Genomic DNA, 13,688 nt, shown 5'->3' on the forward strand with positions numbered 1-13,688 from the left:
AGGTAGGTCACTTCGCCGCCGGTCGGCTCGATCAGGCCGGCGATGATGCGCAGCAGCGTCGACTTGCCCGAGCCGGAACGGCCGAGCAGCCCGACGATCTCGCCTTCGCGCAGCGACAGGTTCGCGTCGTCGAGCACGAGCAGCTCGCCCTGCGTCTTGTTGAAGCCGCGGCAGACGTGATCGACCCGCAGGATTTCCTCACCGAGGCGCGGCGGCTGGGACGTCTGGACGGGGGCGTTTACAGCATTCGGATTGTGCATCGCGTTTCGCTCTCAATCGGTCTCAGTCGAGCCGCAGCTTCGCTTCGGCGAAGGCATACAGCGGGCGCCACAGCAGGCGGTTGAACAGGGTGACGAACAGGGACATCACGGCGATGCCCAGGATGATCTTCGGGAAATCGCCGGCAGCCGTGGTCTGTGCGATGTACGCGCCGAGGCCGTGCGCCTCGATCTTGGTGTTGCCCCACTGGACGGCTTCCGACACGATGCTCGCGTTCCACGCGCCGCCAGACGCGGTGATCGCACCGGTCACGTAGTACGGGAAAATGCCGGGCAGGATCGCCTGCCGCCACCACTGCCAGCCGCGGATGCGGAAATTCGTCGCCGCTTCGCGATAGTCGTTCGGGTAGGACGTTGCACCGGCAATCACGTTGAACAGGATATACCACTGCGTGCCGAGCACGATCAGCGGCGACAGCCAGATGTCCGGGTTCAGGTGAAAGCGCGCGATCACGATCACGAACACCGGGAACAGCAGGTTGGCCGGGAACGCGGCGAGGAACTGTGCGAGCGGCTGCAGCTTCTCGGCCAGCCTCGGGCGCAGCCCGACCCACACGCCGATCGGCACCCAGATCACGGATGCGATCGCGATCAGCACGACCACGCGCAGCAGCGTGATGAGCCCGAGCACGATCACGTGGCCGACCTCGGCCATCGTCACGCCGGTCGACACGAAGCTGATGACGCGCCACACGATATAGGCCGTGCCGATCAGCACGAGGATCGCCCACGTGATGTCGACGGTGCGCGACGCCTTCTTCTCGACACGCGGCAGCGAAAAACGCATCGCGCCCGACAGCGGCAGGCGCAGCGGAATCCGCGCGGCCTTCGCGAACAACCAGCCGGCCGGCACGAGCAGCTGATGAATCAGGCGCGTGCGGCGCACGAGGTCGAGCAGCCAGGATTGCGGCGCATCGCCCGATGCGGTGTTCTCCATCCGGAACTTGTCGGCCCACGCGATGAGCGGGCGGAACAGCAACTGGTCATACGCGAGGATCACGACCGTCATCGTGACGATCACCCAGCCGATCGCGCCGAGGTTCTTGTCCGAGATCGCCTGCGCGAGATACGCGCCGATGCCCGGCAGCGTGATCGTCTGGTTGCCGACGGTGATCGCCTCCGACGCGACGACGAAGAACCAGCCGCCCGACATCGACATCATCATGTTCCAGATCAGGCCCGGCATCGAGAACGGCACTTCGAGCTTCCAGAAGCGCTGCCAGGACGTCAGGTGGAAGCCCCGCGACACTTCGTCCAGGTCGCGCGGCACCGTGCGCAGCGACTGGTAGAAGCTGAACGTCATGTTCCAGGCCTGCGCGGTGAAAATCGCGAAGATCGCCGCGAGCTCCGCGCCGAGCACGCGGCTCGGGAACAACGCGAGGAAGAACGTGACGGTAAACGAGATGAAGCCGAGCACCGGTACCGACTGCAGGATGTCGAGGATCGGGATCAGCACCATGCCCGCGCGGCGGCTCTTGGCCGCGAGCGTGCCGTAGACGAGCGTAAACGCGAGCGACGCGACCATTGCCGCGAGCATCCGCAGCGTGGTCCGCAACGCGTATTCGGGCAGGCTCGACGGATCGAGCGAAATCTTCTGCGTCTGCAGCGTCCCGATCGGCGCCATCGTTTCGTGGAAACCGACGACCGCCATCGCGATCAGGCAGATGATCAGCGGAAACGCGATGAAGTCCCACCGGTTCGGCAGAACGCGCCACGCGGACGCGTTGGCGGTCCGGTTCGGATTGAAGAATCCGACGTCCATCAGGCGCCCTCCCCGGTAAGGCCGAACGAAGCCGGCAGTCGATGTTGATTCATGGCAAAGCGCACGGGCGCGGTAATTCGATTGACTGACGATCTCGCGCACGCGCGATGCGCCGTGCGTGCAAGCTGCACCCGCGCTCCCGGGCGAGTCGGCCCGCGACGGCACGACACTACACCAACCTGTATTTCAGGTACAACCGTCCGGGGGCGGCGCACGGATCGTGCCCGACGCGCGGGCGGACGGCCGGTGCACGGTACGGAGCAACCCGGCCTGAGTCCTTCGGCCGGCAGCAGGCCCGAATTATGCCGTGATCCGGCCCGGCCGGGAACCCGCCAGCCGCACACGGGCGCAATCCGTGTCCGGCGTCACGAGCCGGATGTGGCGAAGCGGGTATGATCGGGGCTAGCCCCCTTGGGGATCGATCGACGAGCGGGAGGAAAGGGAATGGCAGGAAACTTGGTGATCGTCTGCCGCGATCAGGATGCCGACGCGTTCTACGAACTGATGCAGGAGTATGGGTCGTTCCAGACGCGGCTGTCGTCGACGGCATGGTACCTGAACATGAACGTCGTGCCGGAATCGCTGCAGGAGGAAATCCTGGAGCGCCTCGGCCGGTATACGACCGTCTACATCTTCGAGGCCACCACCGTGACCTACAACACCATCGACAGCAACGCGGCCGAGACGCTCGGCACGCTGTTCGGCGAATGATGCCGCGCGGCGCCCGCCCGGCCGGGCAGGCGCCGCAGCCGCTTACGCGGCCTGTGCGTGGGGTTCGTCCTTCGGCACAACTTCAAACGGGAATGTCATCGCGACGCGCAGGCCGCCTTCGGGGCGGTTGCCGATGTCGCACGCCCCGCCCAGCCTGAGCACCAGCCGCTCGACGATCGCAAGCCCGAGCCCGCTGTGGCCGTTCCCGCCGCGCGCGGGGTCGAGCCGCACGAACGGCCGCGTCGCGGCCGCCAGGTCGCGCGGCGCAATCCCGCCGCCGCTGTCGCTGACCGACAACACATAGCCGGTCGGCGTGCGCGCCGTCTCGACGATCACCGGCGGCGCGCCATACGCATGCGCGTTGTCCAGCAGGTTCGACAGGATCCGGTCGAGCGTGGCCGTCGGCAGCCGGAAGCCCGGATCGGCGTCGAGCCGCGTCTGGACCGTCGGCGCGTTCGGCGCGACCGCGCGATAGCTGCGTGCGATCCGCTCGCAAGCCTGGTCGACCGACACCGGTTCGCTGCGGTCGGACCCGCCGTGCGCGAACACCAGGAACTGGTCGACGATGTGCGACATCGAGTCGACATCGCGCACGACACCGTCGCGCAACCGCGCGTCGTCCATCATTTCCGCCCGCAGGCGCATCCGCGCGAGCGGCGTGCGCAGGTCGTGCGCAACGCCCGCCAGCATCACCGCGCGATCGCTCTCGGCCTGCGACACCTGCTCCACCATCTGGTTGAAGCCGTGCGTGAGCTGGCGCAGCTCGCGCGGGCCGCGCTCGCGCAGCGGCGGCACCGGCTGCCCGCGGCCGAAACGCGCGACCGCGCGCGCGAGCGAGCGCAGCGGCTGCTGCAGCTGCCAGGCCGCGAACAGCGCGGCGATCACGCCGGCCGAGAAGATCGTGCCGAGCCACAGCAGCATCCGGTCGAGCGAGCGCGGCGGCCGCAGCGGCTGCACGGGCACCACGATCCAGTTGCGGTCGGCCGGCTCCTTCACCCACAGCACGGGCGGATGGCCGGGTGCGCCGATCTCGACCTGCGTGCCGGGCGGCATGCGGTCGCTCACGTCGTCGCGAAAACGCTTGAGCGGCGGCGGCAGCCCCGCATCGCCGCCCGTCGGGATGTCGGCGCTGCCCGGCGCCACGAGCCGCACGCGCGACGGCAGCGGCTGGTCCGGCGTGCGCTCGACGTGCTGGCGCACCGCATCGACGAGGAACGAGGCCTCCTCGACCGCATAACGCGTCTGCATCTGGTTGCGCTCGAGCCGCATCGCGAAGAACCACGCGAAGTGCGACAGGAGCAGGACACCGACGACGAGCAGCGCCAGCCGCCCGAACAGTGAATCAATGGGTTTGCGCATGAGCCTCGCCGTCGGGCACGAACACGTAGCCGCGCCCGCGCACCGTCTGGATGAAGCGCGGCGTCGACGGATCCGTTTCGAGGATGCGGCGCAGGCGCCACACCTGGACGTCGATGCCGCGGTCGGTACCGTCGTACTCGGGCCCGTGCAGCAGCTCGAGCAGCCGCTCGCGCGTGAGCGTGCGCAGCGCATGGTTCACGAAGATCTTCAGCAGCGCGAATTCGCTGCTCGACAGCGTGGCCGGCTTGCCGTCGACCGACAGCGTGCGCGCCTGGAAGTCGAGCAGGAAGCGGCCGAACGCGAACGGCTCGCGCTGTTCGGGCGCGGCCGCCGACGGCGTCGCACGGCGGCGGCGCAGCACGGCCTGCACGCGCGCGAGCAACTCGCGCGGGTTGAACGGCTTGCCGAGGTAGTCGTCCGCGCCGAGTTCGAGCCCGACGATGCGGTCGACGTCGTCCGCCCGCGCGGTCAACATGATCACGGGGATGTCGTCGCCGGCCGCGCGCAACTGGCGCAGCGCGGTCAGGCCATCCACGCCCGGCATCATCAGGTCCAGCACGATCAGGTCGGGCCGCTCGCGCTCGAGGCGCTTCTCGAGCGTCGCCGCGTCGTGCAGCACGGACACTTCCATCCCCTGGCGCACGAGATAGTCGCGCAGCAGGTCTCGGAGTTCTTGGTCGTCGTCGACGATGAGGATCTGGGTAGTCATGGCTCGAAGTTTACCGCGCGAGGGCGGAGTCGAAGAACGAAACAAAGGGACGAAAGGGTTACTGCGGGTTACCGCGCAAGGGAACTGTAATGCGCGGTAACCGGGCCGCCGCCCCACGTAACACCGGCCGGGGCCTGCATCGCTAACCTGCGTCTTACCGGATGCGGTACCCGACTTTCCCGGCACCGCATCGCCGGACCCTTTGGATACAAGGAGTTTCTGAAATGTATAAGAAGACTTCCCGCGTGGCCATCGCGGCCGCCACCGTGCTCGCTCTCGCATTCGGCACTGCGCATGCCGCGCAGCCCAACGACATGCCGCCTCCGGGCGGCCCCGGCATGCACCAGATGCACGGCGGGCATGAAGGCGGCCCGTTCGGCGCCGTCATGAAACTGCACGACCAGCTGAAGCTCAATGCGTCGCAGGAACAGCAGTGGCAGGCTGCCGTCAACACGATGAAGCAGAACCATGACGCGATGCGCAAGAGCCACGAGCAGATGCGCGAGCAGTTCAAGGCGCAGCAGAACCAGCCGATCCTCGACCTGAGCGCGATGCAATCGGCCCGCCAGCAGGCCGAGGCGCAGAACGCGCAACTGCGCGAGCAGACTACCGCCGCATGGCTCACGTTCTACAACGGGCTGAACGACCAGCAGAAGACGATGGTCAGCACGGCGCTCAAGCAGCAGTTCGCGAAGATGGAGCAGCGCCACGAGAAGATGAAGGAGCGCTGGGAGCAGCATCGCGCCGCCAAGGGCGCATCGGCGCCGGCGCAGTAAGCCGGCTGGCCGCTCCGCGGAGCGGCGCCGGAGGGGACGCGGGCACCGGCCCGCGTCCCCTTTTTCGTTTCAGGCGACGTCGAACAGCAGCACCTCGGCCGCCCGGCCGCGCGCGAACGCCACTGCGTCCACGCCGCCGATCCGCGCGCCGTCGCCGGCGGCCAGCGCGCGGCCGTTGACCTCGACGTCGCCGCGCACCACATGCACGTAGGTGCTGCGCCCGGCACGCAGATCGAACGTCGCCGCCTCGTCGCCGTCGATCAGCCCCGCGAAGATGCGGGCGTCCGCACGCATCGACAGCGCGCCGTCGCCGCCATCCGGCGCCGCGACGAGCCGCAGCCGCCCGCGTTTCTCGTCGTCGGCGAAATGCCGTTCCTCGTAGCCGGGCCGCTCGCCCCGCTCGGCCGGCTGCAGCCAGATCTGCAGCAGATGCAGCGGACGGTCGCGCGACGGGTTGGTTTCGCTGTGCACGAGCCCCGTGCCGGCGCTCATCCGCTGGACGCCGCCGGCGCGGACGATCGCGCCGCAGCCAAGGCTGTCGCGGTGCGCGAGCGTGCCGTCCAGTACGTAGGTCACGATCTCCACGTCGCGCCGCTGCTGCATCCCGAACCCGCGCGTCGGCGCGATCCGGTCCTCGCTCAGCACGTGCAGCGCGCCGACCGGCGGATACGCGTTCGCGGCACGGCCAGCGGACGAAAAGCTGTGACTCGATTCGAGCCAGCCTTGGTGCGTGTGACAGCGGTCTTCGGCGCGGCGGATCTGGAACATGGCGCGGACACTCCGGGGGCAGGATTCTTTCTTCGTTCGGGTTTACCTCGACTGTAGGGGGACACCGAACGCGCCACAATCCGCCGCCGCCGCACCGCATCGTTGCACCCGCGAGACCAATCACCAGAATATTCGTTGCGAATGCCACTGTTGCCGCAACAACCGAATCGAAGAATCGATCGATCGCGCCGGATTGCCGTTTTCCGGGTATCGCGTTCGGGTAAAATACCGCCCTTTTGGCGTTCGCCGTTCCGGCGGCCGCCAACGCCCAAGCGCCGTTCGGCGAATTTTGGCCGTCTAGAATACGCCGCGGCGCCCGGTACGACCGGCCGCGAGCGCCCCCGGAAAGTCAGCAACAGAAGGATGGAAATGAAGAAGGCCGCCCTGTGCGCCGCCCTCGCCCTCGTGGCGGGCAGCGCCTTCGCGAAGGAGTGGAAGACCGTGCGGATCGGTGTCGATGCCAGCTACCCGCCGTTCGAGTCGACCGCACCGAGCGGTGAGATCGTCGGTTTCGATGTCGATCTCACCAAGGAAATCTGCAAGCGGATCAACGTGAAATGCGTGTGGGTGGCGCAGGATCTCGACGGAATCATCCCGGCGCTGAAGGCCAAGAAGTACGACGTCATCGTGTCGTCGCTGACCGTCACCGACAAGCGCCGCGAGCAGATCGACTTCTCCGACAAGGTGTACGACGCACCGGCGCGCATGATCGCGAAGACCGGCTCGCCGCTGCTGCCGACGGTCGCGTCGCTGAAGGGCAAGCGCGTCGGCGTCGAGCAGGGCTCGACGCAGGAAACCTACGCGAAGGCGTACTGGGAACCGCAGGGCGTGACGATCATTCCTTACCAGAACCAGGACCAGGTCTATGCCGATCTCGGCTCGGGCCGCCTCGACGCGACGCTGCAGGACGAGCTGCAGGCCGACTACGGCTTCCTGCGCACGCCGCGCGGCAAGGGCTTCGCGTTCGCCGGGCCGGAAGTGAAGGATCCGAAAACGATCGGCGACGGCACCGCGATCGGCCTGCGCAAGGACGATACGGACCTGAAGCTCAAGATCAACAAGGCGCTGGCCGACATGCACAAGGACGGCACGTACGACCGGCTGTCGCACAAGTACTTCTCGTTCAGCGTCTATTCGGCTTCGGCCCGCTGAGCGCCGACAAGAAGAAGCAACGGATGCGGGGGCGGCCCCGTATCCGCGCAGTACAGGCAGTCAACCACGCGCCGCCCGCCCCCTTGCCCGCCGCTCGCGACGGGCTCGCCCGGCACCGTTGCCGGGGCGGACGGTCATGATACGCACGGGGCGTTCCGCGCAGCTTGGCGGGCGCGTCTTTCGCGGCGCACTGCGTGCGCCGTCAAGGACCACATATGTTTCTACAAGGTTACGGCCCGCTGATCCTCGCTGGCACCTGGCAAACCGTCAAACTGGCGGTGCTTTCGCTCGCGCTGTCGTTCCTGCTGGGGCTGCTCGGCGCAGGCGCGAAGCTGTCGCGCAACCGCTTCACGAGCGGCGTCGGCACCGTCTACACGACGCTGATCCGCGGCGTACCCGACCTCGTGCTGATGCTCCTGCTGTTCTACAGCCTGCAGATCTGGCTGAACATGGCGACCGACGCACTCGGCTGGGACCAGATCGACATCGACCCGTTCCTCGCCGGCGTGCTCGTGCTCGGCTTCATCTACGGCGCGTACTTCACCGAGACATTCCGCGGTGCGTTCCTGTCGGTGCCGCGCGGCCAGCTCGAGGCCGGCAGCGCATACGGGATGACGAACTGGCAGGTATTCACGCGGATCATGTTCCCGCAGATGATGCGCTTCGCGCTGCCGGGCATCGGCAACAACTGGCAGGTGCTCGTGAAATCGACCGCGCTCGTGTCGATCATCGGCCTGGCCGACGTCGTGAAGGCATCGCAGGACGCCGGCAAGGGCACGCTGCGGTTCTTCTTCTTCACGCTGATCGCGGGTGCGGTCTACCTCGCCATCACGACGATCTCGAACTTCGTGCTGATGTGGCTCGAAAAGCGCTACTCGACCGGTGTCCGCAAGGCTGACCTATGATCGAACTCATCCAAGAATACTGGCGCAACTATCTCTACACCGACGGCTATCGCATCACCGGTGTCGCGATCACGCTGTGGCTGCTGGTCGTGTCGATCGGCCTCGGCTTCTGCCTGTCGGTGCCGCTCGCGGTCGCGCGCGTGTCGAAGAAGAAGTGGCTGTCGGGCGCCGTGTGGCTGTACACGTACGTATTTCGCGGCACGCCGCTCTACGTGCAGCTGCTGCTCTGCTACACGGGCCTCTACAGCCTGCAGGCCGTGCGCGGCACGCCGATGCTCGACGCGTTCTTCCGTGACGGGATGCACTGCACGCTGCTCGCGTTCACGCTGAACACCTGCGCGTACACCACCGAGATCTTCGCCGGCGCGATCAAGGCGACGTCGTACGGCGAGATCGAAGCCGCGCGCGCGTACGGGATGTCCACCTTCACGATGTACCGCCGCGTGATCCTGCCGTCGGCGCTGCGCCGCGCGCTGCCGCTGTACAGCAACGAAGTGATCCTGATGCTGCACGCGACCACCGTCGCCTTCACCGCGACCGTGCCTGACATCCTGAAGATCGCGCGCGACGTCAACTCGGCGACCTACATGTCGTTCCATGCGTTCGGCATCGCCGCCCTGCTCTACCTCGTGATCTCGTTCACGCTCGTGTGGCTGTTCCGCCAGGCCGAGCGTCGCTGGCTCGCGTATCTGCGCCCGCAAGGCAAGTAAGTTTTCGCAGGACTATTGATGAATTCCCAGACTCAGAAGCTTTTCGTCGACGATCTGCACAAGCGGTACGGCGACAACGAGGTGCTCAAGGGCGTGTCGCTGAAGGCGAACTCGGGCGACGTGATCAGCGTGATCGGCTCGTCCGGCTCCGGCAAGAGCACGATGCTGCGCTGTATCAATTTCCTCGAGCAGCCGAATGCGGGCCGCATCTTCGTCGACGGCGAGGAAGTCCGCACCGCGCTCGACAAGACCGGCGCGCTGCGCGCGGCCGATACGAAACAGCTCCAGCGCGTGCGCACCAAGCTGTCGATGGTGTTCCAGCACTTCAATCTCTGGTCGCACATGAACGTGCTCGAGAACGTGATGGAAGCGCCCGTGAACGTGCTCGGCATCCCGAAGAAGGAAGCCGAGGACCGCGCGCGCGCGTATCTCGAGAAGGTCGGCCTCGCGCCGCGCGTCGAGAAGCAGTATCCGTCGCACCTGTCGGGCGGCCAGCAGCAGCGCGTGGCGATCGCGCGCGCGCTCGCGATGCATCCTGACGTGATGCTGTTCGACGAACCGACGTCGGCGCTCGACCCGGAACTCGTCGGCGAAGTGCTGAAGGTGATGCAGAAACTGGCCGAGGAAGGCCGCACGATGATCGTCGTCACGCACGAGATGGGCTTCGCGCGCAACGTGTCGAACCACGTGATGTTCCTGCACCAGGGCCGCGTCGAGGAAGAAGGCGTGCCGTCCGAGGTGTTTGCCAACCCGAAGAGCGACCGCCTGCGCGGGTTCCTGTCGGGCAGCCTCAAGTAACACGCACGAAACGCACGACGTTCGAACGGGCGCCCCACGGCGCCCGTTTTGCGTTTACGCGGCGCTCACCGGCGCGCTGTCGGCGAACGCGCGCAGTTCGTCGCCCGCCAGCCGGTAACGCACCCATTCGCTCTGCGGCGCCGCGCCGACGCTCTCGTAGAAGCGGATCGCCGGCTCGTTCCAGTCGAGCACGCTCCATTCGAACCGCCCGCAACCCGACTCGACCGCGATCCGCGCCAGCGTCTTCAGCAGCCGCAGCCCGGCGCCCGCACCGCGAAAACGCGGCGATACGTACAGATCCTCGAGATACAGCCCCTGCCGCGCGAGCCAGGTCGAATACGAGAAGAAATAGATGGCGAAGCCGGCCGGCTCGCCGTCGACCTCGCAGACCAGCGCGCGCGCCGGCGACCCTTCGCCGAACAGGCTGCGCTCGAGCGACGCGGGCGTCGCGATCACTTCGTGCTCCGCCTTCTCGTAGACGGCCAGCTCGGTAATGAAACGCAGGATCAGCGGCACGTCGGCGACAGTGGCGGAACGGATATCGATTTGCACGGGTTGAGCCCTCCTCCGGCCCGGACTTGAAACGGAAAGCGGCGCCGCGCAGCCGCGCTGGCGCCGATCAAACCGTCATGCTACGTTCACGCCGTTCCTGCAGGAAGTGCAGTTTCTTCATCCGGACCTGAACATGATGCATCCCGACCTGCGCCGTCTCGACCTGAACCTGTTGCTCGTATTCGACGCGCTGTACCGCCACCGGTCGGTCGCGGCGGCCGCGCACGAACTCGCCTTGAGCCCGTCCGCGTTGAGCCACGCGCTCGCGCGGCTGCGCGACGCGATCGGCGACGCGCTGTTCGTGCGCCTCGGCAACGAGATGCAGCCGACCGTGCGCGCCGACGACATCGCCACGTGGGCCGGCGACGCGCTCGACGCGATGTCGAAGGGGCTCGCCCGCGCACGCCGCTTCGATCCCGCGCACAGCGACCGCACGTTCGTGTTCGCCGCGACCGACTACACGGCGTTCGCGGTGCTGCCGGCGTTCCTCGCGCGGATCCAGCACGTCGCGCCGCATTTGCGGATCCGCGTCGTGCATTCCGACCGGAAGATTTCCGTCGACGAGCTCGCGGCCGGCCGCATCGACTTCGCGCTCGGCTATCACGAGGAATCGGCGGCCGACGCGCCGGGCATCGAGGATTTCGACTGGTTCTCCGACGACTACGTCGTGATCGCAAGCGCCGCGCATCCGGCGATCCGCCGGCGGCTGACGCTCGATCAGTACCTGGCCGCCCGCCACGTGGTCGTCACGCCGTGGAACGAGTCGCGCGGCGTCGTCGACTACGTGCTCGACCGGCTCGGCCTCGCGCGGCACGTGGCCGTGCAGTTGCCGACCGTGCTGGCCGCGCCGTTCGTGATCGCGGACTCCGAACTGCTGATGACCGTGCCGAACCGCGCCGCGCAAGCGCTGCGGCACGCGGCGCCGATCCGCATCTTTCCCGCGCCGTTCGAGATTCCGCGCTACACCGTGAAGGTCTATTCGCACGCGAAGCATGCACGCACCGATGCGCACCGCTGGATTCGCGCGCAGTTGCTCGACGCACGGCCGGGCCCAGGCTAGGTTCCGCGCGACCTGGCCGCGCGCCTTGTGCGACGGGCGTTTCAGGCGCCGGCCAGACGTTGGCGAAACCGCCCGAATCATTACGAAATACTTACCAATTTCGCGACTTTCACGCCTACGCCCGCGCTCAGGCAACGTCAATAGTGGCAATCCTTGACCCATGTTCCGGGAATTCGTGTCTCCCTTGCGTGACAAGGGTTTTCCGTTAATTGCTAACCCTCGGTGCACCAGTTGCGCACTGTGTTGCATGGCAATTTGGCGACAGCTGTTAGTCAAACAACGATTTCCATCGCCACAAAATTGTATTTTTGCTAAATTAGTAACCAAAGTAGCAAAACGAAGTTCGTGAAATGTAGTTTAGCTTCACGACACTACAAGGAGACCCCGCAAGCCGACCCGGCTGTGCGCGGGACCGCTCAACGGCATTTCCGTCCGCTTGCCCGCGTGCTGCGCTTACCGGCCCTGCACGAGGTCTCCCTGGTTATCCCGCTTTTGCCCGGCGCTCGTCGCTCCGGGCATCTCGTGCAGTTCTGGGTTGACTTTTTGACAGGGTATGGAGGAGACGATGAAGAAAGCTTTGGTCGCGGCCGCGCTGATGGCTGCTGGGGTGGTGACGGCGCACGCGCAGAGCAGCGTCACGCTGTATGGCCGCCTGGATGCAGGCATCGAGTACATGAACGGCCTGCAAAACGGCCACCAAGTGCGCGCGGAAAGCGGCGACTGGGGCACGAGCCTGTGGGGCTTGAAGGGTAGCGAAGACATCGGCGGTGGCAACAAGGTCCTGTTCCACCTCGAAGGCGCGTTCAACACGATGACCGGCGGCTTCAGCGGCTCGATCTGGGATCGTTTTGCGACGGTCGGCATCTCGAACGATCGCTACGGTACGCTGCTGTTGGGTCGTGAACTCGCGATCGCCAACGGCGTGTGGGACTTCGATCCGTTCGGCCAGTCGGCCTGGTCGACCGCATCGCTCGTCCGCGGCCGCAACTGGAACAAGACCAGCAACAACGTGTCGTACCAGTCGCCGCAGTTCTACGGCCTCGACTTCTACGGCCAGTTCTCGTTCTCGAACTCGACCAGCTTCAACGGCAACACGACGGCCGGCCAACCGGGCCGTGCAATGGGTGGTCAGGTCACCTATACGAACTCGCTGTTCCAGTTGCGCGGCATCTACGACGAAACGCGCGACAGCAACGGCCGCTTCTCGGACGTGTTCAACTACTCGCGTGAATACTTCGCGGGCGTGAACGTGTTCCTCGGCCAGTTCAAGGTGCAGGCGGCCTACCAGGCATCGCGCGCGGACGGCAGCGGCGGCCCGGCAGTGAACGCCGGCGTGACGGGTACCCAGCAGGTCTGGGGCGGCGTGACGTGGCAAGCCACGCCGGCAGCGGCGCTGATCGCGGCCGCTTATCACGTGAACGCGAACCATGGCGGCGGCAACGCGAACATCTACACGGTCGGCGGTTCGTACAACATCTCGAAGCGCACGCTGTTCGATCTGCAGGTCGCGACGGTGCGCAACAGCAAGAACGCGAACTTCGGCCTGAACGCCAACGGCGCAGGTACGGCCGTGTCGACGGGCAACCCGAATCCGGGCGGCAGCCAGACCGGCGTCTACGCCGGCATCCAGCACCTGTTCTGATCGGGCGCCGTCAAAGAACGATTCGACAACACTTTCCACGCTGCTGCGAGAGGCGCGTATCGGTGCGGTACCCAACCGGGTATCGCACCGTTTTTTATTGGCGGGGCCTGAAACGGCCCGCTGACGAATGCGGCGCTCAGACGGCCGCTTCGTTCTCTTCGCCGGTACGGATGCGGATCACGCGCTCGACGTCCGACACGAAGATCTTGCCGTCGCCGATCTTGCCGGTACGCGCCGCGCCGATCACCGCGTCGATCACCTGGTCGACCTGCGCTTCCGCGACGACCACTTCGATCTTCATCTTCGGCAGGAAATCGACGACGTATTCGGCGCCGCGATACAACTCGGTATGGCCCTTCTGGCGGCCGAAGCCCTTCACTTCCGTCACGGTCAGGCCCGTGAGACCCACTTCGGCGAGCGCTTCGCGGACTTCGTCCAGCTTGAACGGCTTGATGATGGCGGTGATGCGTTTCATGGTGGTTGTCCCCCAATGCTCGTTTGGATGA

Annotated in this window: 15 protein-coding genes; 8 read left to right on the plus strand and 7 right to left on the minus strand. The window is 66.4% G+C overall.

Going from position 1 to position 13,688, the window contains the following annotated elements; genetic code table 11:
* Positions 1 to 260: ATP-binding cassette domain-containing protein (locus tag HWX87_RS29810; protein ID WP_154641543.1), on the minus strand; the 260-nt coding region annotated here is incomplete at its 3' end.
* Between the two features lie 22 nt (positions 261 to 282).
* The gene (locus HWX87_RS29815; RefSeq protein ID WP_176050601.1) at positions 283 to 2,040 is read right to left on the minus strand and encodes an ABC transporter permease subunit; all 1,758 of its coding nucleotides are present in this window, start codon (positions 2,038 to 2,040) and stop codon (positions 283 to 285) included.
* Positions 2,041 to 2,484: 444 nt separating this feature from the next.
* On the opposite strand from HWX87_RS29815, the gene HWX87_RS29820 reads away from it, so the two are divergent.
* A complete protein-coding gene (locus HWX87_RS29820; RefSeq protein WP_011545926.1) occupies positions 2,485 to 2,751 on the plus strand; it encodes a hypothetical protein in 267 nt (88 codons plus the stop codon).
* 42 nt (positions 2,752 to 2,793) lie between these two features.
* On the opposite strand, the gene HWX87_RS29825 is transcribed toward HWX87_RS29820, so the two are convergent.
* Positions 2,794 to 4,110 carry an ATP-binding protein gene (locus tag HWX87_RS29825; protein WP_176050602.1) on the minus strand — a complete coding sequence of 439 codons (1,317 nt, stop codon included), beginning with the start codon at positions 4,108 to 4,110 and terminating at the stop codon, positions 2,794 to 2,796.
* A complete protein-coding gene (locus HWX87_RS29830) occupies positions 4,094 to 4,819 on the minus strand; it encodes a response regulator (protein WP_006493394.1) in 726 nt (241 codons plus the stop codon). The genes HWX87_RS29825 and HWX87_RS29830 overlap by 17 nt, the downstream gene beginning before the upstream one ends.
* Before the next feature lie 224 nt (positions 4,820 to 5,043).
* On the opposite strand from HWX87_RS29830, the gene HWX87_RS29835 reads away from it, so the two are divergent.
* On the plus strand, positions 5,044 to 5,595 hold the full coding sequence (locus tag HWX87_RS29835) for a periplasmic heavy metal sensor (protein ID WP_176050603.1): 552 nt from the start codon (positions 5,044 to 5,046) through the stop codon (positions 5,593 to 5,595).
* Between the two features lie 69 nt (positions 5,596 to 5,664).
* On the opposite strand, the gene HWX87_RS29840 is transcribed toward HWX87_RS29835, so the two are convergent.
* On the minus strand, positions 5,665 to 6,363 hold the full coding sequence (locus HWX87_RS29840) for a pirin family protein (RefSeq protein WP_176050604.1): 699 nt from the start codon (positions 6,361 to 6,363) through the stop codon (positions 5,665 to 5,667).
* A 369-nt stretch (positions 6,364 to 6,732) separates the two neighbouring features.
* Between HWX87_RS29840 and HWX87_RS29845 the strand changes: the two genes are divergently transcribed.
* The 4 genes from HWX87_RS29845 to HWX87_RS29860 all read left to right on the plus strand — a co-directional run bounded on the left by HWX87_RS29845 (position 6,733) and on the right by HWX87_RS29860 (position 9,928).
* Positions 6,733 to 7,515 (plus strand): ABC transporter substrate-binding protein, encoded by a 783-nt coding sequence (locus HWX87_RS29845; RefSeq protein ID WP_176050605.1) that lies wholly within the window; start codon positions 6,733 to 6,735, stop codon positions 7,513 to 7,515.
* 215 nt (positions 7,516 to 7,730) lie between these two features.
* Complete coding sequence (hisQ, locus tag HWX87_RS29850) at positions 7,731 to 8,420, plus strand: histidine ABC transporter permease HisQ (RefSeq protein WP_011352852.1); 690 nt, start codon at positions 7,731 to 7,733, stop codon at positions 8,418 to 8,420.
* Positions 8,417 to 9,130 carry an ABC transporter permease gene (locus HWX87_RS29855; protein WP_069257301.1) on the plus strand — a complete coding sequence of 238 codons (714 nt, stop codon included), beginning with the start codon at positions 8,417 to 8,419 and terminating at the stop codon, positions 9,128 to 9,130. The genes hisQ and HWX87_RS29855 overlap by 4 nt, the downstream gene beginning before the upstream one ends.
* 18 nt (positions 9,131 to 9,148) lie before the next feature.
* Positions 9,149 to 9,928, plus strand: coding sequence for an ABC transporter ATP-binding protein (locus HWX87_RS29860; protein ID WP_176050606.1), 780 nt, complete (start codon positions 9,149 to 9,151; stop codon positions 9,926 to 9,928).
* Positions 9,929 to 9,982: 54 nt separating this feature from the next.
* On the opposite strand, the gene HWX87_RS29865 is transcribed toward HWX87_RS29860, so the two are convergent.
* Positions 9,983 to 10,480, minus strand: coding sequence for a GNAT family N-acetyltransferase (locus HWX87_RS29865; protein ID WP_176050607.1), 498 nt, complete (start codon positions 10,478 to 10,480; stop codon positions 9,983 to 9,985).
* Between the two features lie 133 nt (positions 10,481 to 10,613).
* Here HWX87_RS29865 and HWX87_RS29870 point away from each other — a divergent pair, with 133 nt between their 5' ends.
* Both HWX87_RS29870 and HWX87_RS29875 read left to right on the plus strand, forming a co-directional pair.
* On the plus strand, positions 10,614 to 11,540 hold the full coding sequence (locus tag HWX87_RS29870; RefSeq protein WP_176050608.1) for a LysR family transcriptional regulator: 927 nt from the start codon (positions 10,614 to 10,616) through the stop codon (positions 11,538 to 11,540).
* Between the two features lie 565 nt (positions 11,541 to 12,105).
* The gene (locus HWX87_RS29875; RefSeq protein WP_129512706.1) at positions 12,106 to 13,182 is read left to right on the plus strand and encodes a porin; all 1,077 of its coding nucleotides are present in this window, start codon (positions 12,106 to 12,108) and stop codon (positions 13,180 to 13,182) included.
* 136 nt (positions 13,183 to 13,318) lie between these two features.
* Here HWX87_RS29875 and HWX87_RS29880 read toward each other — a convergent pair whose 3' ends face one another.
* Complete coding sequence (locus HWX87_RS29880; protein WP_006398637.1) at positions 13,319 to 13,657, minus strand: P-II family nitrogen regulator; 339 nt, start codon at positions 13,655 to 13,657, stop codon at positions 13,319 to 13,321.
* Positions 13,658 to 13,688: the final 31 nt, after the last annotated feature.

Source organism: Burkholderia sp. BCC1644 (assembly GCF_902833225.1).
Taxonomy (GTDB): domain Bacteria; phylum Pseudomonadota; class Gammaproteobacteria; order Burkholderiales; family Burkholderiaceae; genus Burkholderia.